This window comes from Streptomyces sp. NPDC001617 (assembly GCF_053596855.1).
In genome coordinates, this window is sequence record NZ_JBSFHA010000029.1 from 12,802 (window position 1) to 37,521 (window position 24,720).

Here is a 24,720-nt window from a genome sequence, read left to right on the forward strand (position 1 = left end):
ATGCTGACGCGAATCGACCACATCGGAATCGCCTGTTTCGATCTCGACAAGACCGTCGAGTTCTATCGGGCCACGTACGGCTTCGAGGTGTTCCACTCCGAGGTCAACGAGGAGCAGGGCGTCCGCGAGGCGATGCTCAAGATCAACGATACCTCCGACGGCGGAGCCTCCTACCTGCAGCTTCTGGAGCCGACCCGGCCGGACTCCACGGTCGCGAAGTGGCTCGACAAGAACGGCGAGGGCGTCCACCACATCGCTTTCGGTACGGCAGATGTCGACGGGGAGGCCGCGGACATCCGCGACAAGGGCGTACGCGTTCTGTACGAAGAGCCGCGACGCGGCTCCATGGGGTCACGGATCACCTTCCTTCACCCCAAGGATTGCCACGGCGTACTGACAGAACTGGTCACTTCGGCGCCTGTTGAGTCACCTGAGCACTGACCCTCGTACATATGGGCCGGTAGGGTTGGGGGCGGTCGCTCCCGGAAAGGGGGGTGGCCGCATGCCGGGGCCCGGTTTCGGGGGGCGAGCGTCGGGGCAGCAGCCCGTGCTCCGCCATTGATCTGACACCATTCCCCGGGGGTTCCGTTCGGCGGACGGACGGAGCTCGTTTGGCCAGACTTGCGACCAGGGGACGGATGGGACCGCGCAGTGCGGGGCTACGAACGCCAGGAGCGAGAGCCGGCGGCTGACGTCGACCACCTCTCTCGGTTCGAGGCCGAGATGGATCGGCTGAAGACCGAGCGGGAAAAGGCGATTCAGCACGCCGAGGACCTCGGCTACCAGGTCGAGGTGCTGCGCGCCAAGCTGCACGAGGCGCGCCGCACCATCATGTCCCGGCCCGCCTACGACGTCGGTGGCGGGGACCTCGGCTATCAGGCCGAACAGTTGCTGCGGAACGCGCAGATCCAGGCCGACCAGCTGCGCCAGGACGCCGAGCGCGAGCTCAGCCAGGCGCGGGCGCAGACCCAGCGCATCCTCCAGGAGCACGCGGAGAACGCGGCCCGGCTCCAGGCGGAGCTGCACCAAGAGGCGGTCACCCGCCGTCAGCAGCTGGACCAGGAGCTGGCCGAGCGCCGGCAGACCGTCGAGTCGCACGTCAACGAGAACGTGGCGTGGGCCGAACAGCTGCGCGCTCGCAGCGAGTCGCAGGCCCGTCGGCTGCTCGAGGAGTCGCGTGCCGAGGCCGAGCAGGCCATGGCCGCCGCGCGTGCGGAGGCCGAGCGGGTCGCGAGCGAGGCACGGCAGCGGCTGGAGGCCGACGCCGAGAAGGCCCGCGCGGAGGCCGAGCAGCTGCTGCTGAGGGCCCGCACGGACGCCGAGCGGCTGCTGAACGCCGCGTCCACGCAGGCCCAGGAGGCCACCGACCACGCCGAGCAGCTGCGCAGCTCCTCTGCCACGGAGTCGGATTCGGCCCGCCGCCAGGCGCAGGAGATGAGCCGGGGCGCCGAGCAGCGGATGGCCGAGGCCGAGGAGGCACTGCGCAAGGCGCAGGCCGAGGCCGACAAGCTCGTCACCGAGGCCACGGCGGCCGCCGAGAAGGCCCTGGCCAGCGCCGAGTCGGCCAACGAGCAGCGCACGCGTACGGCGAAGGAGCAGGTCGCCCGGTTGGTCGAGGAGGCCACCAAGGAGGCCGAGACCACCAAGTCGGACGCCGAGCAGGTCGTCGCGGACGCGCGCGCCGAGGCCGAGAAGATCGTCGCCGAGGCCTCCGAGAAGGCCCGCACGATCACCGCCGAGGAGAGCGCCACCCAGCTGTCCAAGGCGGCCAAGACGGCCGAGGACGTCCTCAACCGGGCGCAGGAGGACGCGCAGAACACGACCAAGGCGGCGGCCGAGGAGGCCGAGCGGATCCGCCGCGAGGCCGAGGCCGAGGCGGACCGGCTGCGCGCCGAGGCGCACGACATCGCCGAGCAGCTCAAGGGTTCGGCGAAGGACGACACCAAGGAGTACCGCGCCAAGACGGTCGAGCTGCAGGAGGAGGCGCGCCGGCTGCGCGGCGAGGCCGAGCAGCTGCGCTCCGAGGCGGTCGCCGAGGGCGAGAGGATCCGCGCGGAGGCCCGCAGGGAAGCCGTCCAGCAGATCGAGGAGGCCGCCAAGACCGCCGAGGAGCTGCTGGCGAAGGCCAAGCAGGACGCGGACGAGCTGCGCCAGAAGGCCACCACGGACAGTGAGAAGGTCCGTACGGAGGCCATCGAGCGGGCGACCACGCTGCGCCGGCAGGCCGAGGAGACCCTGCAGCGCACCCGGCAGGAGGCCGAGCGGCACCGCGAGGAGGTCGTCGAGCAGGCCGAGGGCATCAAGGCCGACGCCGAGCGGGCCGCCCGGGAGCTGCACGAGGAGACCGAGCGGGCCATAGAGGCCCGCCGCGTGGAGGCCGCCGACGAGCTGACGCGGCTGCACACGGACGCCGAGGAGCGCCTCGCCGCCGCCGAGCAGGCGCTGACGGACGCCCGCGAGGAGGCGTCCCGCATCCGCCGCGAGGCCGCCGAGGAGAGCGACCGGCTGCGCTCCGAGGCCGCCGAGCGCATCCGTACGCTCCAGCAGCAGGCCGAGGCGGAGGCCGAACGGCTGCGCAACGAGGCCGCGTCGGACGCGTCCGCGTCCCGTGCCGAGGGCGAGGCGATCGCCGTACGTCTGCGGTCCGAGGCGGCGGCGGAGGCCGAGCGGCTGAAGTCGGAGGCGCAGGACACCGCCGATCGTGTACGGGCCGAGGCACAGGCCGCCGCCGAGCGGCTCGGCACCGAGGCGTCCGAGACGCTGGCCGCCGCGCAGGAGGAGGCCAACCGGCGCCGCCGCGAGGCCGAGGAGCTGCTGGGCGCCGCGCGCGGCGAGGCCGACGAGGAGCGCCGGCGGGCCCGCGAGCAGAGCGAGGAACTGCTGGCCTCCGCGCGCAACCGCGTCGAGGAGGCGCAGACCGAGGCGCTGCGGCTGGTCGAGGAGGCGGACCGGCGGGCGAACGAGATGGTGTCGGCCGCCGAGCAGCACGCCCAGCAGGTTCGGGACTCCGTGTCCGGGCTGCACGAGCAGGCCCAGGAGGAGATCACCGGTCTGCGCAGCGCCGCCGAGCACGCGGCGGACCGCACCCGGCGCGAGGCGCAGGAGGAGGCGGACCGGGTCCGCGCCGACGCCTACTCCGAGCGCGAGCGGGCCACCGAGGACGCCAACCGCATCCGGCGCGAGGCCTCCGTGGAGACGGACGCCGCCAAGTCGCTTGCCGAGCGCACCGTTTCGGAGGCGATCGAGGAGGCCGAGCGGCTGCGCTCGGAGACCGCCGAGCACGCCCAGCGGGTGCGTACGGAGGCTTCGGACGCCCTTGCCGAGGCCGACCAGGCCGCCTCGCGCACCCGGGCCGACGCCCGCGAGGACGCCAACCGCATCCGGTCGGACGCGGCGACCCAGGCCGACACCCTCATCACCGAGGCACGCAACGAGGCCGAGCGACTCACCTCGGACACCGTCCGCGACACCGACAAGCTGCGCACCGACACGGTCGCCGAGGCCGAGCGGGTGCGGGCCGAGGCGATCGCCAAGGCGGAGAAGCTGATCTCGGACGCCACCGGCGACGCGGAGCGGCTGCGGGCCGCGGCCGCCGAGACGGTCGGCTCCGCCCAGCAGCACGCCGAGCGCGTCCGGGGCGAGTCCGAGCGGGTCAAGGCGGAGGCCGCGGCGGAGGCCGAGCGGCTGGTCAACGCGGCGCGAGAGGAGGCGGCGCGGACCCTCGACGAGTCCCGCAAGGACGCCAACAAGCGCCGCCAGGACGTGGCCGAGCAGGTCGACACCCTCATCACGGAGACCACCGCCGAGGCCGACAAGCTGCTCACCGAGGCCCAGCAGCAGGCCCACAAGACCACCGCCGAGGCGGAGGCACAGGCCGACACCATGGTCGGCGCGGCCCGCACGGAGGCCGACCGACTGGTGTCCGAGGCGACGGTCGAGGGCAACGCGCGAGTGGAGAAGGCCCGTACGGACGCGGACGAGCTGCTCGTCGGCGCCCGCCGGGACGCCACCCAGATCCGGGAGCGCGCCGAGGAGCTGCGCGACCGGATCACGGGCGAGATCGAGGCGCTGCACGAGCGGGCCCGCCGTGAGTCCGCCGAGACGATGAAGTCCACCGGCGACCGCTGCGACGCGCTCATCAAGGCTTCCGAGGAGCAGCTGGCCAAGGCGCAGGCGAAGGCCAAGGAGCTGGTCTCGGAGGCCAATTCGGAGGCCGGCAAGGTCCGTATCGCCGCCGTGAAGAAGGCCGAGGGGCTGCTCAAGGAGGCCGAGCAGAAGAAGAACACCCTCGTCCGGGAGGCCGAGGAGCTCAAGGCCGAGGCGATCCGCGAGGCCAAGCGCACGGTCGAGGAAGGAAAGCGCGAGCTGGAGATCCTGGTGCGCCGGCGCGAGGACATCAACGCCGAGATCTCCCGTGTCCAGGACGTCCTGGAGGCGTTGGAGTCCTTCGAGGCCCCCGCGGGGGGCAAGGACGGTGGCGTCAAGGCGGGCGCGGCCGTGGGAGCCCCTCGTTCGGGTAAGCCGTCGGACGGCTAGCCGTACGGCCAGTCGGACAGCTGATCGACAGACTCAAAACCGGTGCCGTCTGGGGCCTTTGACCTGGTTTCGGGTGAGCCGTCCCAGGGGCAGCCACTCAAAAGGGGTGTCATTCTCCAGATCAAACACGTATCCGCTCGATGACACACCGCTTCGGCCCCTAGGATTCCCCCTATCACCTCACCGGTCTCATTTGACAGGAACCCCATGAGCGACACTTCCCCCTACGGCTTCGAGCTTGTGCGGCGTGGGTACGACCGCGCTCAGGTGGACGAACGCATCTCCAAGCTCGTCTCCGACCGTGACAGCGCTCTCGCCCGCATCACCGCTCTGGAAAAGCGCATCGAGGAGCTCCATCTCGAGACGCAGAACGCCCAGGCGCAGGTGAGCGACGCCGAGCCGTCGTACGCCGGCCTCGGCGCGCGTGTCGAGAAGATCCTCCGCCTCGCCGAGGAGGAGGCCAAGGATCTGCGCGAGGAGGCCCGGCGCGCGGCCGAGCAGCACCGCGAGCTCGCCGAGTCGGCGGCGCAGCAGGTCCGTAACGACGCGGAATCGTTCGCCGCGGAGCGCAAGGCCAAGGCCGAGGACGAAGGCGTCCGGATCGTCGAGAAGGCCAAGAGTGACGCGTCGCAGCTGCGCTCCGAGGCGCAGAAGGACGCGCAGTCGAAGCGTGAGGAGGCGGACGCCCTCTTCGAGGAGACCCGCGCCAAGGCCGCGCAGGCCGCCGCCGACTTCGAGACGAACCTCGCCAAGCGCCGCGAGCAGTCCGAGCGCGACCTGGCGTCCCGTCAGGCCAAGGCGGAGAAGCGCCTCGCCGAGATCGAGCACCGCGCGGAGCAGCTGCGCCTGGAGGCCGAGAAGCTGCGCACGGACGCGGAGCGCCGCGCCCGCCAGACGGTGGAGACGGCCCAGCGCCAGGCCGAGGACATCGTGGCCGACGCCAACGCCAAGGCCGACCGCATCCGTTCGGAATCCGAGCGCGAGCTCGCTGCGCTGACCAACCGCCGCGACTCGATCAACGCCCAGCTGACGAACGTCCGCGAGATGCTCGCCACGCTCACGGGCGCCGCGGTGGCCGCGGCCGGTTCACCGGCCGACGACGAGCCGATCTCCCGTGGGGTTCCGGCTCAGCAGTCCCGGTAACCAGTAGCGCGATCAAGGGCCCGCACCGTCTCCCCCGAGGGTGCGGGCCCTTGGCGTACCCGGCTCTCGTTGCGCAATCGCGCTCGCCCGGCGGGGCGTACCGAGAGACGCGGGGCAGCGTGTCGTCCAGCAGCTCGGCGGCTCCTTCGGCACGGCCGTCCTCGCCGTCCTGCTGCAACGCGGGGGGGGCGGCACGGACCCGGCCTTCGCCCACACCTTCGCCTGGACGACGGCGTTCACGGTTGTTGCCGGCGGCGTCGGCCTCTGTCTGCCCGCCCGGGTGGCAGTGGTCCAACCGGCGTCTTAGCGTGGCCGCATGATCGAGCTCTCGGGCCTGACCAAGCGCTACGGCGAGAAGGTGGCGGTCAACAACCTCAGCTTCACCGTCAGACCCGGCATCGTGACCGGGTTCCTCGGGCCGAACGGCGCCGGCAAGTCCACCACGATGCGGATGATGCTCGGGCTCGACCGGCCGACGGCGGGCGATGTGCGGATCGACGGCAAGCACTACGACCGTCTCAAGGACCCGCTCAAGTACATCGGCGCCCTGCTCGACGCCAAGGCCATGCACGGCGGGCGCAGCGCCTACAACCACCTGCTCTGCCTCGCCCAGAGCAACGGCATCCCGAAGAACAGGGTGGCGGAGGTCCTCGACACGGTCGGGCTCACCGCCGTGGCGAAGAAGAAGGCCAAGGGGTTCTCGCTCGGCATGGGGCAGCGGCTCGGGATCGCGGGGGCGCTGCTCGGCGATCCGCGGATCCTGATGTTCGACGAGCCGGTCAACGGGCTCGACCCCGAGGGCATCCACTGGATCCGCAACCTGATGAAATCGCTGGCCGCGCAGGGGCGGACCGTGTTCGTGTCGAGTCATCTCATGAGCGAGATGGCGCTGACCGCCGACCATCTGGTCGTCATCGGACAGGGGAGGCTGCTCGCCGACACCTCCATGTCCGGCTTCATCGAGGAGAACTCGCGGTCCTACGTCCGTATCCGCACCCCGCAGCGGGAGCGGCTGCTCGATGTGCTGCACGAGGCCGGGGTCACCGTCGTCGAGTCCGGGAGCGGGGCGCTGGAGGTGGACGGGGGCAAGGCCGAGCGCATCGGGGAACTGGCGGCGCAGCACCAGATCGTGCTGCACGAGCTCAGTCCGCAGCAGGCCTCGCTGGAGGAGGCGTTCATGCGGCTGACCGCGGAGTCGGTCGAGTACCACGCGCACTCCGAGACGCCCGCCGAACGGCAGCCCCAGGCGTGGGGCGACGACTGGAACAGGAGCTGAGCATGGCGGCGATCCAGGTCGTGCGGTCCGAGTGGACCAAGATCCGGTCGGTGGCCTCGACCCTGTGGACACTGTCCCTCGCCGTGGTCGTCACCATCGCCCTCGGCATGCTGATCTCGGCGCTGTCGGAGCGCGAGTTCGGCAACATGAGCCAGAAGGACCGGCTCTCCTTCGACCCGACCTACATCAGCTTCGCCGGGATGAGCCTCGGACAGCTGGCGATGATCGTGTTCGGGGTGCTGGTCGTCTCCAACGAGTACAGCACCGGCATGATCCGCGCCTCGCTGGCCGCCGTACCGCAGCGTGGGACCTTCCTGTTCAGCAAGATCGCGGTGGCGACCGGGCTCGCGCTCGTCGTCTCCATGGCGACCGGCTTCGTCGCCTTCTTCCTCGGACAGGCCATGCTCGGCTCGCACCGGGCGGCCCTCGGTGACGCACACGTCCTGCGCGCGGTCATCGGCGGCGGGATCTACATGACCCTCATCGCCGTGTTCTCCATGGGCGTCGCCTCGATGCTGCGCTCGCCGATGCTGTCGCTGGGCATCCTGATGCCGTTCTTCTTCCTGATCTCCAACATCCTGGGGAACGTCTCCGCGACCAAGAAGATCGGCCGGTTCCTGCCCGACCAGGCCGGCAGCAAGATCATGCAGGTGGTGCCGAGGATCGACGACGACACTCCCTACGGGCCCTGGGGCGGGCTCGGGATCATGGTGCTGTGGGTGGTAGCGGCGCTGCTCGGCGGATACGCGTTGCTCAAGCGGCGGGATGCATGACCGGAGTCGTGAGCGCGTGACAGAAGGTGTCAGGCGGGGGCCAACCTTTTACTTGCTCTTGAGCGGAACCGTCAGCCGCTCGATATCCTCCTAACCCTTACGGGGGCGTGTGCCCCGCTGTCCTGAACCTCTCGATGGGTGCGGAGCATGATCGAGGCAGTCGGCCTGACCAAGCGCTACGGCGACAAGACCGCTGTGTACAACCTCTCCTTCCAGGTACGGCCCGGTGCCGTCACCGGCTTCCTGGGGCCCAACGGCTCCGGGAAGTCGACGACGATGCGGATGATCCTGGGGCTGGACAACCCCACGGCGGGGCAGGTGACGATCGCCGGCTACCCCTACGCGAAACTGCCGAACGCCCCTCGTCAGGTGGGCGCGCTGCTCGACGCCAAGGCCGTGCACGGGGGCCGGTCCGCCCGTAGCCACCTGCTGTCCCTGGCCCAGCTGTCCGGTATCCCGGCCCGGCGGGTGGACGAGGTGCTCGGCGTCGTGGGTCTCCAGGACGTGGCGAAGAAGCGGTCCAAGGGCTTCTCGCTCGGCATGGGACAGCGGCTCGGCATCGCGGCGGCGCTGCTGGGCGACCCGCAGGTGCTGCTGTTCGACGAGCCGGTGAACGGCCTCGACCCCGAGGGCATCCTCTGGGTCCGCAACCTGATGAAGGCGCTGGCGGCGGAGGGCCGTACGGTCTTCGTCTCCTCCCACCTGATGAGCGAGATGGCGCTGACGGCCGATCACCTCATCGTGATCGGGCGCGGACAGCTGCTCTCCGACATGAGCATCCGCGACTTCATCTCCGCGAACTCGGCCGACTTCGCGCGCGTGCGGACTCCGGACACCGAGCCGCAGCTGCGCGAGAAGCTGACGTCGGCGCTGACGGAGGCGGGCGGCCATGTGCTGCCGGAGCAGGACGGGGCGCTGCGCGTCACGGGGCTGCCGCTCCCCCGCATCAGCGACATCGCGCACGACTCCGACGTACGCCTGTGGGAGCTGTCGCCGCATCAGGCCTCGCTGGAGGAGGCGTACATGCGGATGACGCAGGGCGCGGTCGACTACCGCTCGACGGCCGACCAGAAGGAGGGCCTGATGCAGCCCCTCCCGCCCGGCGCCCAGCCCCCCATGCCGGTACCGGGCCAGGGCCAGCCGGGCTGGTACGCCCCGCCGTCCCCACAACAGGGCGGCCAGCCCTTCGCGATGCCCCACCCGTACGGCGGCCCCGGACAGCCTCCTGCGGGCCTGTACGGGGCTCCGGGCGCGGGCCAGTCCAACCCGTACGCCCAGCCGACACCTCAGGCGCCTCAGGCGCCTCAGGGGGCCCCGGTACCGCAGGGCCCGGCCCCGACGGCCCCGTCCGCCGCGCCGCCCGCCCAGGGGGCCCCTGGAGCCCCGGCAGGCCCGCCCGCCCCTGCGGTCCCCCCATCCCCGGCTCCCGCGACAGCCGCCGCCCCGCAGCAGCCCGCCCAGGCGCCGCAGGCCGCCTCCGCCACCCCCTCCGACCTGACCAAGCCCGAGGACGTCCGATGAGTACCCCGCAGCCCCCGATGCCGCAGGCCGCCGTACCCGACTGGCAGGCGGTCGGGGCCGGTTCGCCCTACCCCGGCTACACCTCGCCGATTCCCGTCGTGCGGACGCACCTCGGGCATGCGATCTCCTCCGAGTGGACGAAGATCCGGTCGGTGCGGTCGACGATGTGGACGCTCGGGGTGTTCGTCGTGCTGGTCGCGGGGATCGGGCTGCTGGTTGCCGCGCTCGTGTCCGCGCAGGCCTCCGAGCAGAGCCTGGCCGGTGAGAACCCGCTGTCCTTCGGGGTGTTCGGGCTGCTGCTGGGCAGCATGTGCATCATCACGCTCGGCGTGCTGACCACGGCCTCGGAGTACGGCACCGGCATGATCCGCACGACGATGACCGCCTGCCCCTCACGCGCGCGCGTGCTGGCGGCGAAGGCGATCGTGTTCTTCGCGGTGGCATTCAGCGTCACGTTCGTGTCCGTGCTGCTCGTCGCCCTCGCCGATGTGTCCCTGCTCCAGGGCGCCAAGGCGCCGTCCGGGTCCGAGTGGCTGAAGGGGACCCTCGGGATCTCCCTCTACATCGCGCTGCTCGGGCTGCTCTCGCTGCTCGTCGGCTCGATCATCCGGCACTCCGCCGGCGCCATCACCATCATGATCGCCCTCGTGCTGGCCCCGCTGGTCATGGCGCTGTTCATGTTCTCGGAATCGCTGAGCTCGGTGCGCGAGGCCCTCTTCGACTACTCGATCCCGAGCCAGTTGAGCGTCTTCTACACGCACTCCCTCAGCAACAGCGGGCCCACCGGCTGGGACCCGCTGTGGATCGCCCTCGGCGTGACGGCCGCCGCGTTCGCCGGCGCGGTCGCACTGCTGCAGAGCCGGGACGTGTAGCCCGCGCTCAGAACTTCGGCGCGTTACGGGACCGCTGCACCCTCGTGGTGCGGCGGTCCTTCGCGTTCCAGCACGCCTTGTGCCAGTGGCGGCGGTCGTCGACGCCCGAGTGCTCCGGCCAGGCCACCACGTGCGGGACGCCGGAGGGGATCATCTGGTCGCAGCCGGGGCAGCGGTACGTCTTGCCCTGCGCACTCGCGCCCGCGACGTGCCGCACGCTCCACTCCTCGCCCTGCCAGCTCTCGGTGGACTGCCAGCCGCCGTAGCGGCCGGGGCGGTCGTCCTCGGCGCTGCGGCCGGACGAGCCCGACGGGTCGGATCCCTTGGGTCGGTTGCGACGCGGGGACACGGGACACCTCACGGGGCTATACAGGAAGCACGGGTCCTGTCCAGCCTACGGGTCCGCAACCGGGGTACGTGTAGGGCACCGACCCGCTCGGCCCCGGCCGCCGCCGCCCGTTCTGCAGACAATCCGCAAATCTCTTCGCCAGGCCGTGACCTCGGCACGTGTCAGACGGTTATGCCGGGTGGGGGAGCTCCGCGTCGGAGCCAAGGAAGCAGGAAAAGCAATGCGCGTTGGAAGTTTCGTGTTGGCGGCCCAGTTCCCGGGACAGGGTCAGGGGGAGGCGCTGCACCGCGCGGTCCGCTCCGCCGAGGTCGCCGAGGAGGCCGGTCTTGACTCGGTCTGGCTGGCGGAGCACCACTTCGTCCCGTACGGCACCTGCCCGTCGGCGATCACGCTGGCGGCGTTGCTGCTGGGCCGCACCCGCCGGCTGCGGGTCGGCACCGCGGTGAGCGTACTGCCCACCGTCCACCCGGTCGCGCTCGGCGAGCAGGCCGCGCTGCTGCACATCACCTCCGGCGGGAGGTTCTCGCTGGGCGTGGGGCGCGGCGGGCCATGGGTCGACCTGGAGGTGTTCGGATCGGGTCTGGCGGCCTACGAGGAAGGGTTCCCGGAATCACTCGATCTGCTGGTGCGCTGGCTGCGCGAACCGTCCGTCGGGGCCACGGGAGACCGGTTCGGCTTCCGCGAAGTGCCCGTCGTACCAAGGCCGTCGGAGTCCCTGTCGGAGGCAAAAGGTCCGGAGGTCGTCGTCGCGTGCACCTCCCCGAAGAGCGTGCGGCTGGCCGCCGAGCGCGGGCTGCCGATGCTGCTCGGGATGCATGTCGGGGACGAGGAGAAGGCGGAAATGGTCGCCCTGTGGCGGCAGTTGGCGCGCGCGGCCGGACACGCCCCGGAGCGGGTCGTCGGCGCCGCGCATGTGTCGGCCGGCGTCTGCCAGATCGCGGACCGGCGCACGGACGCGGTGGAGGCGCTGACGAAGGCGATGCCGGGCTGGCTGAAGCAGGGGCTGGAAGCGCATGTCACGGTGGACGGCCGGCTGCGGCAGATGCGCGACCCGCTGGCGTACACCGAACTGCTCTGCGGGCTGCACCCGGTGGGCACCCCGCGGCTGTGCGCCGACCGGCTCGCGGCGACCAGCGAGCGCACCGGCATCTACCGCTTCGCCCTCCTGGTCGAGGGCTCGGGAGACCTGGCGGCCACCGAGGAGAACGTACGGCGGCTGGGTGCCGAAGTGCTCCCCCATCTCGGCTGAATCTCTCCGACGGGGATGTCGACCGGCCCCGTCCTGCAAGGAGCTTGCCGCTCCGGTACTGATGCACCTCCCGCGTACGGAGCGGCAAGCAAGCGGCTTGCTGGTCAGCAGTCCCGGAACTCCGGGGACTGGTTGAGCAGCTGACTGCGGACCGAGGTGAAGCGCGCCAGCGTCTCGTCGACGGTCGAGTCCAACGGGAACACCGCCACTCGGTGGCAGTTCTGGAAAGCCAGCCGGACACCGAAGTGCCGCTGGAGCGCGCCGCGTATCGCGTCACTCGCGAGCGCACGCAGCAGCTGACCGCGTGCCTGCTCGTCCGGCGGGGGCGTCTGGTTGTCGGCGAACTGTCCACCGTCCACCTTCAGCTGGGCCACCAGGGAGCTGATCATCTCCCATGCGTAGGGCAGGGAGGTCCGGACGCAGTCGACGAATTCCGCTTCGTCGACCTCGCCTCGCTCGGCCTTTTCGAGTAGGGCCGGTGAGACGTCGAGCGACATGGGTTCTCCTCTCGCACCCCCGTGGTCGACAGGGGTTGCCGGACAGAAAAGGGAGTTCGCGATGCCGAACACGCTCAGTACATGCCTCGCGACCTCCCGGTTACTACGGTAGGCAACGGACGGTGACGGCACCAGGAGATTGCGTACATAGGGACTCCTCTTTAGGCACACAATCGGCCACAACTGAACAGGGGTGGTCAGTGGTTTTACGGGGCGAATCGCGTGCACCGGTGCCCGTCGAGTAGCGTTGCCGACCATGCGTCTCGTCATTGCCCGATGCTCCGTCGACTACGCGGGCCGGCTCACCGCCCATCTCCCCTCGGCGCCCCGCCTGATCCTGGTGAAGGCGGACGGCAGCGTGTCGATCCATGCGGACGACCGTGCCTACAAGCCGCTGAACTGGATGTCCCCGCCCTGCACACTGAAGGAGGGCGCGGACGACGACGAAGGCGTCTGGACCGTCATCAACAAGGCGGGCGAGAAACTCATCATCACGATGGAGGAGATCCTCCACGACTCCTCGCACGAACTCGGCGTCGATCCCGGCCTGATCAAGGACGGCGTGGAAGCACACCTCCAGGAACTCCTCGCCGACCGCATCGAGACCCTCGGCGACGGCTACACCCTCATCCGGCGCGAGTACATGACCGCCATCGGGCCCGTCGACATCCTCTGCCGGGACGCGGACGGGCAGACGGTCGCGGTGGAGATCAAGCGGCGCGGCGAGATCGACGGCGTGGAGCAGCTCACGCGCTACCTGGAGCTGCTGAACCGCGACCCCCATCTCGCCCCGGTCCGCGGCATCTTCGCGGCGCAGGAGATCAAGCCGCAGGCACGGGTCCTGGCGACCGACCGCGGGATCGGGTGCGCGGTGCTGGACTACGACGCGCTGCGGGGCATCGAGGACGACAAGCTGCGGCTGTTCTAGGCGGTTCTACGAGAGTGGGGGCCGGGTTCTTTCCAGGAACCCGGCCCCCTTCGTGCTGCCGTTCAGATCACGTCGCCCGAGCTGGTGCTCTGCGTCGCGACGGCCGAACTGCTCGTCTCCGCCGGGGCGCTGGTGATGGGGGCGGTGGAGGTGATCGGGGCGCTGGCCGAGTTGGTGGTGGTCGGTGATGTCGTCTCCGTCGGCGTCGGCGAAGACGTGTCGCTCGGTGACGGGTCCGCCGACTTCGTAGGCGTCGGCGACGTCGACTTCGTGGGCGTCGGCGATGTCGACTTCGTGGGCGTGGACGACTTCGACGGCGTGCTCGACGAACCGCCCGACCCCTTCGTGCCGCTCGGGTTGTCCGACGGCGTGCTGCCGTTGTCCGACGGGGGCGTCGGGTCGTCCGAGGTGCCGTAGGTGCCGTCCGGGCCCGGGTCGGTGGGCCTGCTCGTCGCGGTGCCGGTGTCGCCCTTGTCGGTCTTCGGCTTGTCCGCGCCGAGAGAGCCGTCGTCGAGGCCCTGGCTGGCCGACGGATTGACGCCCACCTTGTCGGACGGGTTGTTGGCGTCGTTGTTGGACGTGGCGCCGAGGGTGACCACCGTGCCGAGGACCGCCACCAGGAGCGCGCCCGCGCCGGCCGCCACGAGGTTGCGGCGGGCCAGGCCCCGGATGCCGGCGCGGTGCTGCTTGGGCGCCGAGCCGGACGCGGCACGGTTCACGACGATCGTCGAGGTCTCGCCGGTGGAGGGGACCGGGGGCTGGAGGGGCGGGAAGCCCGAGAAGGCCGCCGGTACGCCCCCTGGGGGTGACTGCGACTCCTCGTAGCGGGCGTCGGGGACCTCCTCGCCCGCCATCGCGACCAGGCCCGGTGCCGTGCCGGTGCGGTCGGCGACCAGGGCGAGGGCCCGGCGGGCGGAGACCGTGCCGCGCTTGTCGGCGATCGCGCCGCGCAGGCCCAGCGAGGTCTCCAGCTCGGTGCGGGCTTGGTCGAAGTCCCCGCGGCAGAGCGCGAGGATGCCCAACTCGTGGTGGAAGTAGGCCTGCTCGGACACCTCGCCGGAGAGGCGGGCGGCCTCGGCGCCGGACCGCAGGGCCCGCTCCCAGGCGCTCCAGTGCAGGCCCGCCGCGAAGGCGGGCGCGGCCGTGCGGGCCAGCTGAACGGTGACGGACTCCTCGCCCTCGGCGGGCGCGGTCGTGTCCGGCACCAGGAGGCCGAGGGCGGCCAGCAGGGCGTCGGCCTCCGCGCAGACCCGCTCCGGGGTGACCGACGGGTGTCCGGCCCACCAGGCGTAGTGCTGGGCGGCCGTCAGGGCGCGGGCGTCGACGTCGTCGTTGTAGCCGGCGGCCTCCAGCTGCTGCAGCACTCCGGCCGCGAGGCGGTAGCGGGAGCCGACCGGGGAGACCAGGCCGCAGGAGGCCAGCTCGCCGAGGGCGGCGTCCGCGTGGGTGTCGCCGACGAGTGCGGGGAGGTGGGCCTGGTGCGGCACCTCGCCGCCGAGGGCGACCGCGAAGCGCAGCGTGGCGCGGGCCGAGGCACTCAGCTTGGAGGCGAGCAGCGGGGCGGGCGCGGCTGCCTCGCCGAGCGAGGGCAGAGGTATCTCGTCGCCCTCCTCGACACCGAATGGCGTCTCGAAGGGCGCGTCGACGGGCAGGGCGTCCGCGAAGACACCGAACTCGTCGACGACGCCGGTGCCGACCCGCTGCTGGTCGCGCTGGCGCAGCAGGGCGCCGGCCTGCACGAACCGCAGGGGCAGGCCCTCGGACTCGAACCAGAGGTCGCCGGCCCAGTTGGCCTCCTCCTCGGTGAGGACCCGGCCGACGACGCGCTCGATGATGTCGACGCCGCCCGCGCGCTCCAGCCCGCCGAGGAAGACCTCCTCCAGGACGGAGTCGGCCGACGGCGAGGGCACGTCGGGCGTGGCGCCGATCAGGAAGGCGCACTCGGGGGTCGCGTCGAGCAGGTCGTCGAGGACGGCGCCGCCGAACTCGACGTCGTCCAGGACGACGACGGCACCGATCTCTCGGACGTACCCGCGCAGTTCGTCCCGTTCCGGGCGGTGCAGGGGTGCGTTGAAGACGGCGTAGAAGAGGTCGTGGAGGAGCTCGTCGGCGGTGCGGTGGAAGCCGTTGAGGCGGACCACGCCGTCGGGGGCGAGGTCGGAGCAGTCCTCGGCGACCAGGTCGAGGAGCGCGGTGCGGCCGGAGCCGGCGGGGCCGGTGAGGCGTACGGAACGGCCACGGGCGAGCAGGCGGACCAGGCGCTCGCGCTCGTCCTGGCGCTCCAGGAGCGGCAGGGACGGCAGGGCCGGGCCCGGCGGGACGGGCGGCTTGGCCGCGCGGTCCACCTCGACCCGCTCGGCCGGGGTGAGCTTCTCGGGCCGGTCCGGTCGTTCGCCGGGCGGACAGGCCTCTATCTCGCTGCCGTCGACGGGGTTGACGGTCAGCAGATGGTCGCCCGTGACGAGCTGCACCGTGCGCGCCAGCGTCGGCGTGTGCTGTCCGAAGTCGGGTGTGAGGGGGTCCCTGGGCGGGCGCTGGCGCGGCGCGCTGCCGTCGCCGTCATGGCCGTACTCCTCGGGTCCCCGGTTGTTCGGGTCCATAGGTTCAAGCCCCCCAAAAGCGCTCGTGTGCCGATACAGCCCCTCCCGGCCTTGCCGCACACCACGCTGTCGCTTCTGGTCCGGTGCCCGCTCGGGGTGGTTCTCCGGGTGGCGGGCAGCCGAACCCTAAACCTTCGCACAGTATCTACGACAGCCCGGGGTACCGCGCCGCCCGAGACGTCACAGTCTCGTGAGGATTGCGCTCGACCTGTGTTTCGCAGCCGGAACGATCACACCCTGGGCAGCGACTCCACCCCGATGCCTCCCTCGATCGCCAGGATCCGGTGCAGTCGGGTGGCCACCAGCAGGCGCTGCATCTGCGGCGGTACGTCGCGCAGCACCAGTCGTCGGCCGCAGCGGCCGGCCCGTCGGTGGACACCCATGATCACCCCGAGTCCGGTGGCGTCCCAGGAGTCCAGTTCGGACAGGTCGAGCACCAGGTCGCCGACTCCGTCGTCGACGGCCGTGTGCAGGACCGTACGGGCGTCCGCCGCGCTGCGGACGTCGAGGCGGCCCCCGACGACCAGCTCGGCGTGGTCGCCCCTGATGAACATATGCGCTCCCCGTGAGTGCGTTGCGTACTCCGTGACGGTGGCTGTGCATCGTCTGACTGCTTCAGCGGCGGACAGGTTGCCGTCTGTAAGCGAACCGATACCGAATTCACCCTAGGGGGCGACGCCCCGCACGAATGCTCAGTACGTGTAGAAGCCCTGCCCGCTCTTGCGTCCGATGTCACCGGCGTCAACCATCCGGCGCATCAGCTCCGGCGGCGCGAACTTCTCGTCCTGCGACTCGGTGTAGATGTTGCTGGTGGCGTGCAGCAGGATGTCGACCCCGGTCAGGTCGGCGGTGGCCAGCGGGCCCATGGCGTGTCCGAAGCCCAGCTTGCAGGCGAGGTCGATGTCCTCGGCGGTCGCGACACCGGACTCATAGAGTTTGGTGGCCTCGACGACGAGGGCGGAGATCAGACGGGTCGTCACGAAGCCCGCGACGTCCCGGTTGACGACGATGCAGGTCTTGCCGACGGACTCGGCGAACTCCCGTGCGGTGGCGAGGGTTTCGTCGCTCGTCTTGTACCCGCGGACCAGCTCGACGAGCTGCATCATCGGGACCGGCGAGAAGAAGTGGACACCGACGACCCGCTCGGGATGCTCGGTGGCCGCCGCGATCTTGGTGATCGGGATCGCGGAGGTGTTGGAGGCGAGCACGGTGTCCGGGCGCACGATTTTGTCGAGCGCGCGGAAGATCTCGTGCTTGACTTCCAGCTTCTCGAAGACGGCCTCGACGACGATGTCCGCGTCCGCGGCGGCGTCCAGGTCGGTGGTCGCGGTGATGCGGCCGAGGGCGGCGTCGGCGTCGTGCGCCTCCAGCTTCCCCTTGCTCACGAACTTGTCGTACGAGGCCTTGATGCCGTCGGTGCCACGCTTCAGTGCCTCGTCGGTGACGTCCCGGAGGACGACGTCCCAGCCCGCCTGAGCGGAGACCTGGGCGATCCCGGAACCCATCAAGCCGGCGCCGATGACGGCAAGCTTCCGTGCCACGTTTGCGACTCCCCTTTGAAACGCCTTACACGCTGTTTATCCATGCCTCTTCGGCGGACCTTAGCGCTCGTGAGGGGCTGTGTGACCGGTAAGTAATGCGCGTCACGTCTCATCTGACGGACATCACACCGGGGCGGGTCATCGAGCCCCTCGGACGGAGTAGTTGAGCACCTTCTCGCCCAACAGGTCCTCGACGCAGTCGAGAAGCGCGAGTACCTCCCGTGACACTTCGTCCGGATTGCGCCCGCCGAGCATCCGGCGGCCGATGGCTGCGACGACCGTCCTCCGCCACCTCCGCCGCGCTCACCGTGACAGTGGGCACAGACATGCTCCTGACGGACGGAGCCTCATTACGCTGGTCGCATGGTCAATCTGACGCGCATCTACACGAAGACCGGCGACAAGGGCACCACCAACCTCGGTGACATGAGCCGGGTCGCCAAGACCGACCTGCGGATCTCCGCGTACGCGGACGCCAACGAGGCGAACGCGGTGATCGGCACGGCGATCGCGCTGGGCGGGCTCGACGAGGAGATCGTCAAGGTCCTCACCCGCGTCCAGAACGACCTGTTCGACGTGGGCGCGGACCTGTCGACGCCGGTGGTGGAGACCCCGGAGTTCCCGCCCCTCCGTGTCGAGCAGTTCTACGTCGACAAGCTGGAGGCGGACTGCGACCGCTTCAACGAGCGGTTGGAGAAGCTCCGCTCCTTCATCCTGCCGGGCGGCACCCCGGGCGCGGCCCTGCTGCACCAGGCCTGCACGGTCGTACGTCGGGCCGAGCGCTCCACGTGGGCGGCACTGGAGGTGCACGGTGAGGTGATGAACCCCCTCACCGCGACCTACCTGAACCGTCTGTCGGACCTCCTGTTCATCCTGGCGAGGACGGCGAACAAGGCCGTGGGGGACGTCCTGTGGGTGCCGGGCGGGGAGCGCTGACCACACCGCCCCCCGCCCTCCCCATCTCTTCTCAGCGGCCCGTGTCGTCCTGGGCCGCGTCCTTGTCCGCCTGCGCGAGCGCGGACTCGGCGGCGGCCACCTTGTTCTGCATCTCCGAGTAGCCGGAGGGGCCGGAGGTGGTGGCGGGGGCCTTCTCCGCCGTACTTCCGTCGTGCGTACAGCCCGCCGTCAGGCCCGCCAGCAGGACGACCGCGATGGCCGCGACCTTCAGACGCATCAGCCGGCGCCCCCGTTGTTGTCCTTGCACCAGGTCTGGACGTCGGCCAGGTCCTTCTGCCGCTGCTCCAGCGTCGGCAGCAGGGACTTGCGGAAGGTCAGGCGGTCCTGGAGATACGTGGCGATCTCGTGGTGACCGGCCGACTTGGCGTTGTCCACACGCTGCTGCAGGCGGGCGATCGAGCCGCGCTTGTCCGCGCCCGCGTTCAGCCGCTTCAGCGCGCGGTCGATGCGCTGGTCGATCTTCGGCGCCCGCTTGCACAGGGCCTGTGCCCCGTCGCCGGTCGGCGTGGCCGCGGGTGCCGGCGTGGTCGTGCCGTCGGCCACCGCCGCCCCCGTGCCGGTCGCCAGCACCGCGGCAGCGGCGAGTCCCACCAGGACGGTGCGCCGGGGTCGTCGTACGTTCATCTGATCCTCCGTTCCCGCGGACGGCCCCCTTCGTCCGTCCGCATGCGAGGGAGGCTAGGAACCGTCTTTGGGGAAACTCTGTGACCGGTTTGTCCCGGCCGTGTCGATCAGCCAGTCGCGGTGGGCGGGGAGCGGGCCGCCGGTGGAGGGCAGCCGTACCTCGAAGCGGGCGCCGGTGCCGGACGGGGTGTCGGTGACCGTGACGGCTCCCCGGTGCAGGGCCGCCTGCTGGGCGACCAGGGTCAGGCCGAGCCCGGAGCCGGAGCTGGCGGGGCCGCGTGCGAAACGGTCGAAGATGCGGGTGCGGGCGTCCGGAGGGACCCCCGGGCCGCTGTCGTCGACCATCACCACGACCTGATCACCCGCGCGCCGCACCCCGACGGTCACCGTCGCCCGGCCGGTCGCGTCCCGCCCGTGTGCCAGCGCATTGGTCAGCAGGTTGTCGAGCAGCAGCCGCAGCCCCGGCTCCCAGCCATGGACCGTCGGCCCGGGTGCCGCCTCCAGCGTGATCCGCGCCTCGGGAACCCGCCGACGGGCCTCCGCCACCGACGCGTCCGCCACCTCGGTGAGGTCGACCGTCCGGAAGGCCTCCGCTTCCACCAGGTCTCCGCGGCCCAGTTCGCGCAGCATCACCAGCAGGTTGAGCAGCCGGGCGTGTTCGGTGCGCAGGTCGGTGAGGACCTCGGTGCGGTCGGGTTCGGGGAGGTCGGGGTGGGCGGTGAGGATGTCGAGGTTGGTGCCCATGCTCATGAGCGGGGTGCGCAGTTCGTGGGCGGCGGCCGAGGAGAAGGAGCGCGCGGTGTCCAAGGCCTCGGCGGTGCGGGCGGCCTGTTCGTCGTAGCGGGCGAGGACGGTGCGGAGGGTGGCGGCCAGGTCGTCGACCTCGGTGACCCCGCTCGGCTCGTCGGGGAGGCGGGCGGTGCTGGTGCGCGGGTCGAGGCCCGCGGTACGGCGGCCGAGGCGGCGCAGGGGGCCGGTCGCCCCGGTGGCCACGCCCCAGGCGAGCAGGCCGGACAGGGGCGCGGCGAGCAGGGTCGTCACGGCCACCCGGCGCCGGACGAGCCGGAGTTGGGCCTGGTCGGCGGCGTTGGGCGCGAAGACCCACAGGGTGCCGGAGCCGCGGGCGGTGGTGATCGGCACGGACAGCGCGCGCCAGCTGGTGCCGCCGTCCCGGACCGTGACCGGGGTGGTCGCCTGCGCGGGCAGCCGTGCCGAGGCGTCCGGCTGCGGGCCGCCGCTGAAGGTGGCGTCCGGGCCGACGACACGTACGCCGACGTCGAGGGCCGCGCTGAACAGCAGCCGTTCGCGGGTGTCGGCGGCCTTGGGGCGGTTGTTGGCGCTGGCCCGGAGCAGGGCGCGGGCCTGAGAGGTCAGGGCGGTGGCGCGGGTGCGGAGATGGTCGTCCTCGACGCTGTGCAGGTCGTGGTTGACGAGCTGGAGGAGCAGCCAGCCGGAGGCCAGGACGAGGAGCGGGACGGTGACGCCGACGGCGAGCCCGATGCGGGTGGACAGCCTCACGGTTCTTCCCTCAGTACGAAGCCGACTCCGCGCACGGTGTGGACCAGCCGGGACCGCCCGTCCGCCTCCAGCTTGCGCCGCAGATAGCTGACGAACGTGTCGACGGCGTCGGTGCGCACGTCGAAGTCGTAGCCCCACACCCGGTCGAGCAGCTGGTCGCGGGTGAGCACGATCCCGGCGTTGCGGGCGAGCACCTCGAGCAGCTCGAACTCGCGCCGGGTCAGCTCCAGCGGCCGTCCGTCCCGCGCGGCGGTGCGGGCACCGGGGTCGATGACCAGCCCCGCCACCCGCAGCGGCTCCCCCACGGGCGGCCTGCGCCGCAGCAGCGCGCGCAGCCGCAGCACCAGTTCCTGCAGGGCGAACGGCTTGACCAGGTAGTCGTCACCGCCCGCCTGGAGCCCGGCGATGCGGTCGGCGGTCTCGTCGAGGGCGGAGAGCATCAGGACGGGCAGGTCCCGGCCGTCGTCGCGAAGCCGGGTGCAGACCTCGATGCCGCTCATGCCGGGCATCGAGACGTCCAGGACGAGCACGTCCGGGGGCGCCTCCTGGATCGCGGCGAGCGCCTCACGGCCGCCCTCCGCCGTACGCACCCGGAAGCCGCTCAACCGCAGCCCGCGCTCCAGCGAGCGCCGGATGGCCGCGTCGTCGTCCACGACCAGCACCGCGCCGGAACCGCCCGTCTCACTCATGCACCCTCCCCTCAGCGCTCGGCCAGCGTACGACGAGGACACGTCGCCGTCGCCGAGGTACCGGATCGCCGCCGGAAGCAGTGCCCAGGCAGCCCTCGTGGCCGGCGCGGGCCAGGCCGTGGCGGTGAAGACGCACGTCAGCCGTCTCCTCGGGAGGCTGGAGCTGCGCAGCCGGGTCCAATCAGCGCTACTGGCACAGGAGTTGGGGATCCAGCGAGCTTTCTGATAAGTGGTCCAGACCTATTGACCGATGGTACAGACCTTTCTATTCTCGCGGCACCGTGGGTGTGAAGGCTCAGTCACGCCCCCAACCCCCGCTAAGGAGGCGCGACATGCGCTTCAGACACAGAGCGCTGGCAGGGTTCGCGACCCTGTTGCTCCCGCTGGCCGGCCTGGTCGGTCTCGCGAGCCCCGCCCAGGCCGCGACCAACGCCACCGCCACCTACGCCAAGACCCAGGACTGGGGCACCGGCTTCGAGGGCAAGTGGACGGTCACCAACACCGGTAGCGCGTCGATCAGTTCATGGACGGTCGAGTGGGACTTCCCCTCCGGTACGTCCGTCACCTCGGCCTGGGACGCGGACGTGACGTCCTCCGGCACCCACTGGACCGCCAAGAACAAGTCCTACAACGGCACCCTCGCCCCCGGCGCCTCCGTCTCCTTCGGCTTCAACGGCACGGGTTCGGGATCGCCGAGCAACTGCAAGCTCAACGGCGACAGTTGTGACGGGACCACCGTTCCCGGCGACACGGCTCCCTCCGCGCCCGGCACCCCGACCGCCTCCTCCGTCACCGACACCTCGGTGAAGTTGAGCTGGTCCGCCGCCACCGACGACAAGGGCGTCAAGAACTACGACGTCCTGCGGGACGGCAAGGTCGTCTCGACCGTCACCACCACGAGCTACTCGGACACCGGCCTCACCGCCGGCACCGACTACTCCTACACCGTCCAGGCCCGCGACACCGCCGACCAGACCGGCCCGGTCAGCGGCGCGGTCGCCGTGCACACCACCGGCGGGACCACTCCCCCGACGACGAGCGGCAAGGTCAAACTCGGCTACTTCACCGAGTGGGGCATCTACGGCCGCAACTACAACGTCAAGAACCTGGTGACCTCGGGCTCGGCGTCGAAGATCACGCACATCAACTACGCCTTCGGCAACGTCACCAACGGCCAGTGCGCGATCGGCGACTCCTACGCCGACTACGACAAGGCCTTCACCGCCGACCAGTCGGTGAGCGGCGTCGCGGACACCTGGGACCAGCCGCTGCGCGGCAACTTCAACCAGCTCCGCGAGCTGAAGGCCAAGTACCCGAACCTCAAGGTGATCTGGTCCTTCGGCGGCTGGACCTGGTCCGGCGGCTTCGCCCAGGCCGCGGCCAACCCGGCCGCCTTCGCCGACTCCTGCTACAAGCTGGTGAAGGACTCACGCTGGGCCGACGTCTTCGACGGCATCGACATCGACTGGGAGTACCCGAACGCCTGCGGCCTCTCCTGCGACACCAGCGGAGCAGCGGCCTTCAAGAACGTGATGTCCGCGCTGCGCGCCAGGTTCGGCTCCAGCGCCCTGGTCACGGCCGCCGTCACCGCGGACGGCTCCTCCGGCGGCAAGATCGAGGCCGCCGACTACGCGGGCGCCGCGAGTTACGTCGACTGGTACAACGTGATGTCGTACGACTTCTTCGGCGCCTGGGACTCGACCGGACCGACCGCCCCGCACTCCCCGCTCACCTCGTACTCCGGCATCCCGAAGGCCGGCTTCACGACCGCCGACGCGATGGCCAAGTACAAGGCGATCGGCGTCCCCGCGAGCAAACTGCTCATCGGCATCGGCTTCTACGGCCGCGGCTGGACCGGGGTGACGCAGGATGCCCCGGGCGGCACCGCCACAGGCGCGGCCGCGGGGACGTACGAGCAGGGCATCGAGGACTACAAGGTGCTGAAGACGTCCTGCCCGGTGACCGGCACGATCGCCGGAACGGCCTACGCACACTGCGGCGGCAACTGGTGGTCGTACGACACCCCGTCGACCATCGCCGGGAAGATGAGCTGGGCCAAGTCCCAGGGGCTCGGCGGAGCGTTCTTCTGGGAGTTCAGCGGTGACACCAGCGACGGAGAGCTGGTGAGCGCGATCAACAGCGGACTCGGCTGACAGATACGCATATATCCAAATCTGGGGCGCGCGGCACAGGCCGCGCGCCCCAGGCGTGCGCGGCATGGGGCCGTTCGGTCCCCGCGGCAGGAAGGTCGGCGGGTGCGGCAGGCCTCTGACCGGGCACATCCTGTATCTCAGACAGCAAACGGAATAACTCATTCGGGGGGAAGAATGAAGCGCAGGTCCCACAGGTCCCATAAGACCGACCAGCCGGCCGCTTCCAGGGGGATGAACTACGGGGGCTTCGCGGGAGCGGCGGTCGCGGCTCTGCTGGCCGTGTCGCCGGTGAACATAACGGTGACGTTCAGCCCGGAGCAGCACCAGGTCGTCGTCGCCCAGAACGACGCCCCGAACCCGGTCTGTGTCAGGCAACGTTGACGCGCTGACCGGGGGGAGCCGCCTCCAGCCAGGCCAGGAAACCGGTCAACGCGTCCTCGCTCATGGCGAGTTCGAGGCGTGTGCCCCGGTGCAGACAGGTCAGGACGACGGCGTCGGAGAGCAGCGCCAGCTCTTCCTCGCCCTCGGGGAGGCGGCGGCCGGCCACCTCGATCGCGGCGCGTTCCAGGACGCGGCGGGGGCGGTAGGCGTAGGAGAAGACGCGGTACCACTCGATGCGGTCCCCGTTGTAGCGGGCGACGCCGTAGCTCCAGCCCTTGCCGGAGGTGTCCGGTTTCTCGGGGACGTCCCAGCGCAGGGAGCAGTCGAAGGTGCCGCCGGAGCGCTGGATGAGTCTGCGGCGCAGTCCGAACACGAACAGCCCCAGTACCACCAGGGCCACGACGACTCCGCACACAGTCAGAGCGAGGATCATCGACACCGACCTCCTCGTCTCCTAGGTACCGAAAATAGGTAACGGAACGGAAAAAACATCCATATCTGCCTCAGCCGCGGTCGGCTCCGGATCGCTCCGGTGCCGACCGCGGCTGAGTGACGTCATACAGGCTCGCGGGGGTTCAGCTCGTCGTCGCCGCACGCAGTCGTACGTCCGCGCGCCGCTCGGCGGCGGCGTCGCCCTCCGCCTTCGCACGCTCCAGCTCGCGCTCGGCGCGCTGGACGTCGATCTCGTCCGACAGCTCGGCGATCTCGGCCAGCAGCGACAGCTTGTTGTCCGCGAACGAGATGAAACCGCCGTGCACCGCGGCGACGACCGTTCCACCATCACTCGTACGGATGGTCACCGGGCCCGACTCCAGCACACCGAGCAGCGGCTGGTGACCGGGCATGACGCCGATGTCGCCGGACGTGGTGCGCGCGACGACCAGGGTGGCCTCGCCGGACCAGACCTCTCGGTCGGCCGCGACCAGCGCGACGTGCAGCTCAGCAGCCAAGGTGGCTCCTCGGGTCACCACCCGACGTCTCATGCCGGGTGTCGTTGGCAAGTCTAGTAGGGCGCCGAGCACCAATATGCCGGGGCCCGCCCCGGGATACTGCCGGGGATCTGGGGGTCGCCCCCCGGGCAATGCAGCAGTGGGTGTGAAAGAGGGGGCGGGA

23 protein-coding genes and 2 pseudogenes are annotated in these 24,720 nt (G+C 70.9%); 13 read left to right on the top strand and 12 right to left on the bottom strand.

The genetic code is table 11. The features are described 5' to 3' along the window. The 7 genes from mce to ACWC09_RS22535 all read left to right on the top strand — a co-directional run bounded on the left by mce (position 1) and on the right by ACWC09_RS22535 (position 10,121). Positions 1–441, top strand: coding sequence for a methylmalonyl-CoA epimerase (mce, locus tag ACWC09_RS22505; protein ID WP_367320744.1), 441 nt, complete (start codon positions 1–3; stop codon positions 439–441). A 210-nt stretch (positions 442–651) separates the two neighbouring features. Next, complete coding sequence (scy, locus tag ACWC09_RS22510; protein WP_450852352.1) at positions 652–4,536, top strand: polarized growth protein Scy; 3,885 nt, start codon at positions 652–654, stop codon at positions 4,534–4,536. Between the two features lie 207 nt (positions 4,537–4,743). Next, positions 4,744–5,679 carry a cellulose-binding protein gene (locus tag ACWC09_RS22515; protein ID WP_450852353.1) on the top strand — a complete coding sequence of 312 codons (936 nt, stop codon included), beginning with the start codon at positions 4,744–4,746 and terminating at the stop codon, positions 5,677–5,679. A gap of 316 nt (positions 5,680–5,995) precedes the next feature. Beyond that, positions 5,996–6,955 carry an ABC transporter ATP-binding protein gene (locus ACWC09_RS22520; RefSeq protein ID WP_450852354.1) on the top strand — a complete coding sequence of 320 codons (960 nt, stop codon included), beginning with the start codon at positions 5,996–5,998 and terminating at the stop codon, positions 6,953–6,955. Between the two features lie 2 nt (positions 6,956–6,957). Then, positions 6,958–7,728 (top strand): ABC transporter permease, encoded by a 771-nt coding sequence (locus ACWC09_RS22525; protein ID WP_450852355.1) that lies wholly within the window; start codon positions 6,958–6,960, stop codon positions 7,726–7,728. Positions 7,729–7,875: 147 nt separating this feature from the next. After that, on the top strand, positions 7,876–9,249 hold the full coding sequence (locus ACWC09_RS22530) for an ATP-binding cassette domain-containing protein (protein ID WP_450852356.1): 1,374 nt from the start codon (positions 7,876–7,878) through the stop codon (positions 9,247–9,249). Beyond that, positions 9,246–10,121 carry an ABC transporter permease gene (locus ACWC09_RS22535; RefSeq protein ID WP_450852357.1) on the top strand — a complete coding sequence of 292 codons (876 nt, stop codon included), beginning with the start codon at positions 9,246–9,248 and terminating at the stop codon, positions 10,119–10,121. Before ACWC09_RS22530 ends, ACWC09_RS22535 begins: the two co-directional genes overlap by 4 nt. A 7-nt stretch (positions 10,122–10,128) precedes the next feature. Here the strand turns inward: ACWC09_RS22535 and ACWC09_RS22540 are convergent, their stop codons facing one another. After that, positions 10,129–10,470 (bottom strand): ATP/GTP-binding protein, encoded by a 342-nt coding sequence (locus ACWC09_RS22540; protein ID WP_450852358.1) that lies wholly within the window; start codon positions 10,468–10,470, stop codon positions 10,129–10,131. A 220-nt stretch (positions 10,471–10,690) separates the two neighbouring features. On the opposite strand from ACWC09_RS22540, the gene ACWC09_RS22545 reads away from it, so the two are divergent. Continuing rightward, entirely contained in the window at positions 10,691–11,719 is a 1,029-nt protein-coding gene (locus tag ACWC09_RS22545) for an LLM class flavin-dependent oxidoreductase (protein ID WP_450852359.1), read from the top strand. A gap of 104 nt (positions 11,720–11,823) precedes the next feature. On the opposite strand, the gene ACWC09_RS22550 is transcribed toward ACWC09_RS22545, so the two are convergent. Next, positions 11,824–12,216: an SCO5389 family protein gene (locus tag ACWC09_RS22550; protein ID WP_356357096.1), complete on the bottom strand. Its 393-nt coding sequence runs from the start codon at positions 12,214–12,216 to the stop codon at positions 11,824–11,826. 256 nt (positions 12,217–12,472) lie between these two features. Here ACWC09_RS22550 and nucS point away from each other — a divergent pair, with 256 nt between their 5' ends. Beyond that, the gene (nucS, locus tag ACWC09_RS22555; RefSeq protein ID WP_450852360.1) at positions 12,473–13,144 is read left to right on the top strand and encodes an endonuclease NucS; all 672 of its coding nucleotides are present in this window, start codon (positions 12,473–12,475) and stop codon (positions 13,142–13,144) included. A 62-nt stretch (positions 13,145–13,206) separates the two neighbouring features. Here the strand turns inward: nucS and ACWC09_RS22560 are convergent, their stop codons facing one another. The 4 genes and pseudogenes from ACWC09_RS22560 to ACWC09_RS22575 all read right to left on the bottom strand — a co-directional run. Then, the gene (locus ACWC09_RS22560; RefSeq protein ID WP_450852361.1) at positions 13,207–15,744 is read right to left on the bottom strand and encodes an ATP-binding protein; all 2,538 of its coding nucleotides are present in this window, start codon (positions 15,742–15,744) and stop codon (positions 13,207–13,209) included. A 230-nt stretch (positions 15,745–15,974) separates the two neighbouring features. Further along, positions 15,975–16,298: an STAS domain-containing protein gene (locus ACWC09_RS22565; RefSeq protein ID WP_450852362.1), complete on the bottom strand. Its 324-nt coding sequence runs from the start codon at positions 16,296–16,298 to the stop codon at positions 15,975–15,977. Positions 16,299–16,436: 138 nt separating this feature from the next. Next, entirely contained in the window at positions 16,437–17,285 is an 849-nt protein-coding gene (locus tag ACWC09_RS22570) for a 3-hydroxyacyl-CoA dehydrogenase family protein (protein ID WP_450852363.1), read from the bottom strand. A gap of 138 nt (positions 17,286–17,423) precedes the next feature. Next, positions 17,424–17,570 (bottom strand): annotated as a pseudogene (locus ACWC09_RS22575) (TetR/AcrR family transcriptional regulator); the annotation flags it as partial. A 78-nt stretch (positions 17,571–17,648) separates the two neighbouring features. On the opposite strand from ACWC09_RS22575, the gene ACWC09_RS22580 reads away from it, so the two are divergent. After that, positions 17,649–18,221, top strand: a complete 573-nt coding sequence (locus ACWC09_RS22580; protein ID WP_450852364.1) for a cob(I)yrinic acid a,c-diamide adenosyltransferase — start codon at positions 17,649–17,651, stop codon at positions 18,219–18,221. Between the two features lie 31 nt (positions 18,222–18,252). Here the strand turns inward: ACWC09_RS22580 and ACWC09_RS22585 are convergent, their stop codons facing one another. The 4 genes from ACWC09_RS22585 to ACWC09_RS22600 are packed head-to-tail and all read right to left on the bottom strand — an operon-like array spanning position 18,253 to position 21,073. Then, positions 18,253–18,459, bottom strand: a complete 207-nt coding sequence (locus ACWC09_RS22585; protein WP_450852365.1) for a hypothetical protein — start codon at positions 18,457–18,459, stop codon at positions 18,253–18,255. Further along, positions 18,459–18,866 (bottom strand): hypothetical protein, encoded by a 408-nt coding sequence (locus tag ACWC09_RS22590; RefSeq protein WP_450852366.1) that lies wholly within the window; start codon positions 18,864–18,866, stop codon positions 18,459–18,461. The genes ACWC09_RS22585 and ACWC09_RS22590 overlap by 1 nt, the downstream gene beginning before the upstream one ends. Before the next feature lie 54 nt (positions 18,867–18,920). Further along, positions 18,921–20,384 carry a sensor histidine kinase gene (locus ACWC09_RS22595; protein ID WP_450852367.1) on the bottom strand — a complete coding sequence of 488 codons (1,464 nt, stop codon included), beginning with the start codon at positions 20,382–20,384 and terminating at the stop codon, positions 18,921–18,923. Then, the gene (locus tag ACWC09_RS22600) at positions 20,381–21,073 is read right to left on the bottom strand and encodes a response regulator transcription factor (protein WP_450852368.1); all 693 of its coding nucleotides are present in this window, start codon (positions 21,071–21,073) and stop codon (positions 20,381–20,383) included. Before ACWC09_RS22600 ends, ACWC09_RS22595 begins: the two co-directional genes overlap by 4 nt. Before the next feature lie 121 nt (positions 21,074–21,194). On the opposite strand from ACWC09_RS22600, the pseudogene ACWC09_RS22605 reads away from it, so the two are divergent. The 3 genes and pseudogenes from ACWC09_RS22605 to ACWC09_RS22615 all read left to right on the top strand — a co-directional run. Further along, positions 21,195–21,299 (top strand): annotated as a pseudogene (locus ACWC09_RS22605) (DNA-binding response regulator); the annotation flags it as partial. A 106-nt stretch (positions 21,300–21,405) separates the two neighbouring features. Then, complete coding sequence (locus ACWC09_RS22610) at positions 21,406–23,226, top strand: glycosyl hydrolase family 18 protein (RefSeq protein WP_450852369.1); 1,821 nt, start codon at positions 21,406–21,408, stop codon at positions 23,224–23,226. 231 nt (positions 23,227–23,457) lie between these two features. Continuing rightward, positions 23,458–23,607, top strand: coding sequence for a hypothetical protein (locus tag ACWC09_RS22615; RefSeq protein WP_450852370.1), 150 nt, complete (start codon positions 23,458–23,460; stop codon positions 23,605–23,607). Here the strand turns inward: ACWC09_RS22615 and ACWC09_RS22620 are convergent. Together ACWC09_RS22620 and ACWC09_RS22625 are read right to left on the bottom strand one after the other, a co-directional pair. Beyond that, positions 23,594–24,040: a DUF2550 domain-containing protein gene (locus ACWC09_RS22620; protein ID WP_450852371.1), complete on the bottom strand. Its 447-nt coding sequence runs from the start codon at positions 24,038–24,040 to the stop codon at positions 23,594–23,596. The two genes, ACWC09_RS22615 and ACWC09_RS22620, sit on opposite strands and share 14 nt — an antisense overlap. A gap of 142 nt (positions 24,041–24,182) precedes the next feature. Then, positions 24,183–24,557 carry a F0F1 ATP synthase subunit epsilon gene (locus ACWC09_RS22625; protein ID WP_450852372.1) on the bottom strand — a complete coding sequence of 125 codons (375 nt, stop codon included), beginning with the start codon at positions 24,555–24,557 and terminating at the stop codon, positions 24,183–24,185. Positions 24,558–24,720 lie beyond the last annotated feature (163 nt).

Excerpts from the sequence above, each read along its gene's own strand:
- ACWC09_RS22550 (WP_356357096.1), bottom strand. The coding sequence starts at position 12,216 with ATGTCGCTCGACGTCTCACCGGCCCTACTCGAAAAGGCCGAGCGAGGC.
- ACWC09_RS22585 (WP_450852365.1), bottom strand. The coding sequence starts at position 18,459 with ATGCGTCTGAAGGTCGCGGCCATCGCGGTCGTCCTGCTGGCGGGCCTG.
- nucS (WP_450852360.1), top strand. The coding sequence starts at position 12,473 with ATGCGTCTCGTCATTGCCCGATGCTCCGTCGACTACGCGGGCCGGCTC.
- ACWC09_RS22600 (WP_450852368.1), bottom strand. The coding sequence starts at position 21,073 with ATGAGTGAGACGGGCGGTTCCGGCGCGGTGCTGGTCGTGGACGACGAC.
- ACWC09_RS22530 (WP_450852356.1), top strand. The coding sequence starts at position 7,876 with ATGATCGAGGCAGTCGGCCTGACCAAGCGCTACGGCGACAAGACCGCT.
- mce (WP_367320744.1), top strand. The coding sequence starts at position 1 with ATGCTGACGCGAATCGACCACATCGGAATCGCCTGTTTCGATCTCGAC.
- ACWC09_RS22565 (WP_450852362.1), bottom strand. The coding sequence starts at position 16,298 with ATGTTCATCAGGGGCGACCACGCCGAGCTGGTCGTCGGGGGCCGCCTC.
- ACWC09_RS22615 (WP_450852370.1), top strand. The coding sequence starts at position 23,458 with ATGAACTACGGGGGCTTCGCGGGAGCGGCGGTCGCGGCTCTGCTGGCC.
- ACWC09_RS22620 (WP_450852371.1), bottom strand. The coding sequence starts at position 24,040 with ATGATCCTCGCTCTGACTGTGTGCGGAGTCGTCGTGGCCCTGGTGGTA.
- ACWC09_RS22610 (WP_450852369.1), top strand. The coding sequence starts at position 21,406 with ATGCGCTTCAGACACAGAGCGCTGGCAGGGTTCGCGACCCTGTTGCTC.
- ACWC09_RS22535 (WP_450852357.1), top strand. The coding sequence starts at position 9,246 with ATGAGTACCCCGCAGCCCCCGATGCCGCAGGCCGCCGTACCCGACTGG.
- ACWC09_RS22525 (WP_450852355.1), top strand. The coding sequence starts at position 6,958 with ATGGCGGCGATCCAGGTCGTGCGGTCCGAGTGGACCAAGATCCGGTCG.
- ACWC09_RS22590 (WP_450852366.1), bottom strand. The coding sequence starts at position 18,866 with ATGAACGTACGACGACCCCGGCGCACCGTCCTGGTGGGACTCGCCGCT.
- ACWC09_RS22580 (WP_450852364.1), top strand. The coding sequence starts at position 17,649 with ATGGTCAATCTGACGCGCATCTACACGAAGACCGGCGACAAGGGCACC.
- ACWC09_RS22545 (WP_450852359.1), top strand. The coding sequence starts at position 10,691 with ATGCGCGTTGGAAGTTTCGTGTTGGCGGCCCAGTTCCCGGGACAGGGT.
- ACWC09_RS22560 (WP_450852361.1), bottom strand. The coding sequence starts at position 15,744 with ATGGACCCGAACAACCGGGGACCCGAGGAGTACGGCCATGACGGCGAC.
- ACWC09_RS22520 (WP_450852354.1), top strand. The coding sequence starts at position 5,996 with ATGATCGAGCTCTCGGGCCTGACCAAGCGCTACGGCGAGAAGGTGGCG.
- ACWC09_RS22515 (WP_450852353.1), top strand. The coding sequence starts at position 4,744 with ATGAGCGACACTTCCCCCTACGGCTTCGAGCTTGTGCGGCGTGGGTAC.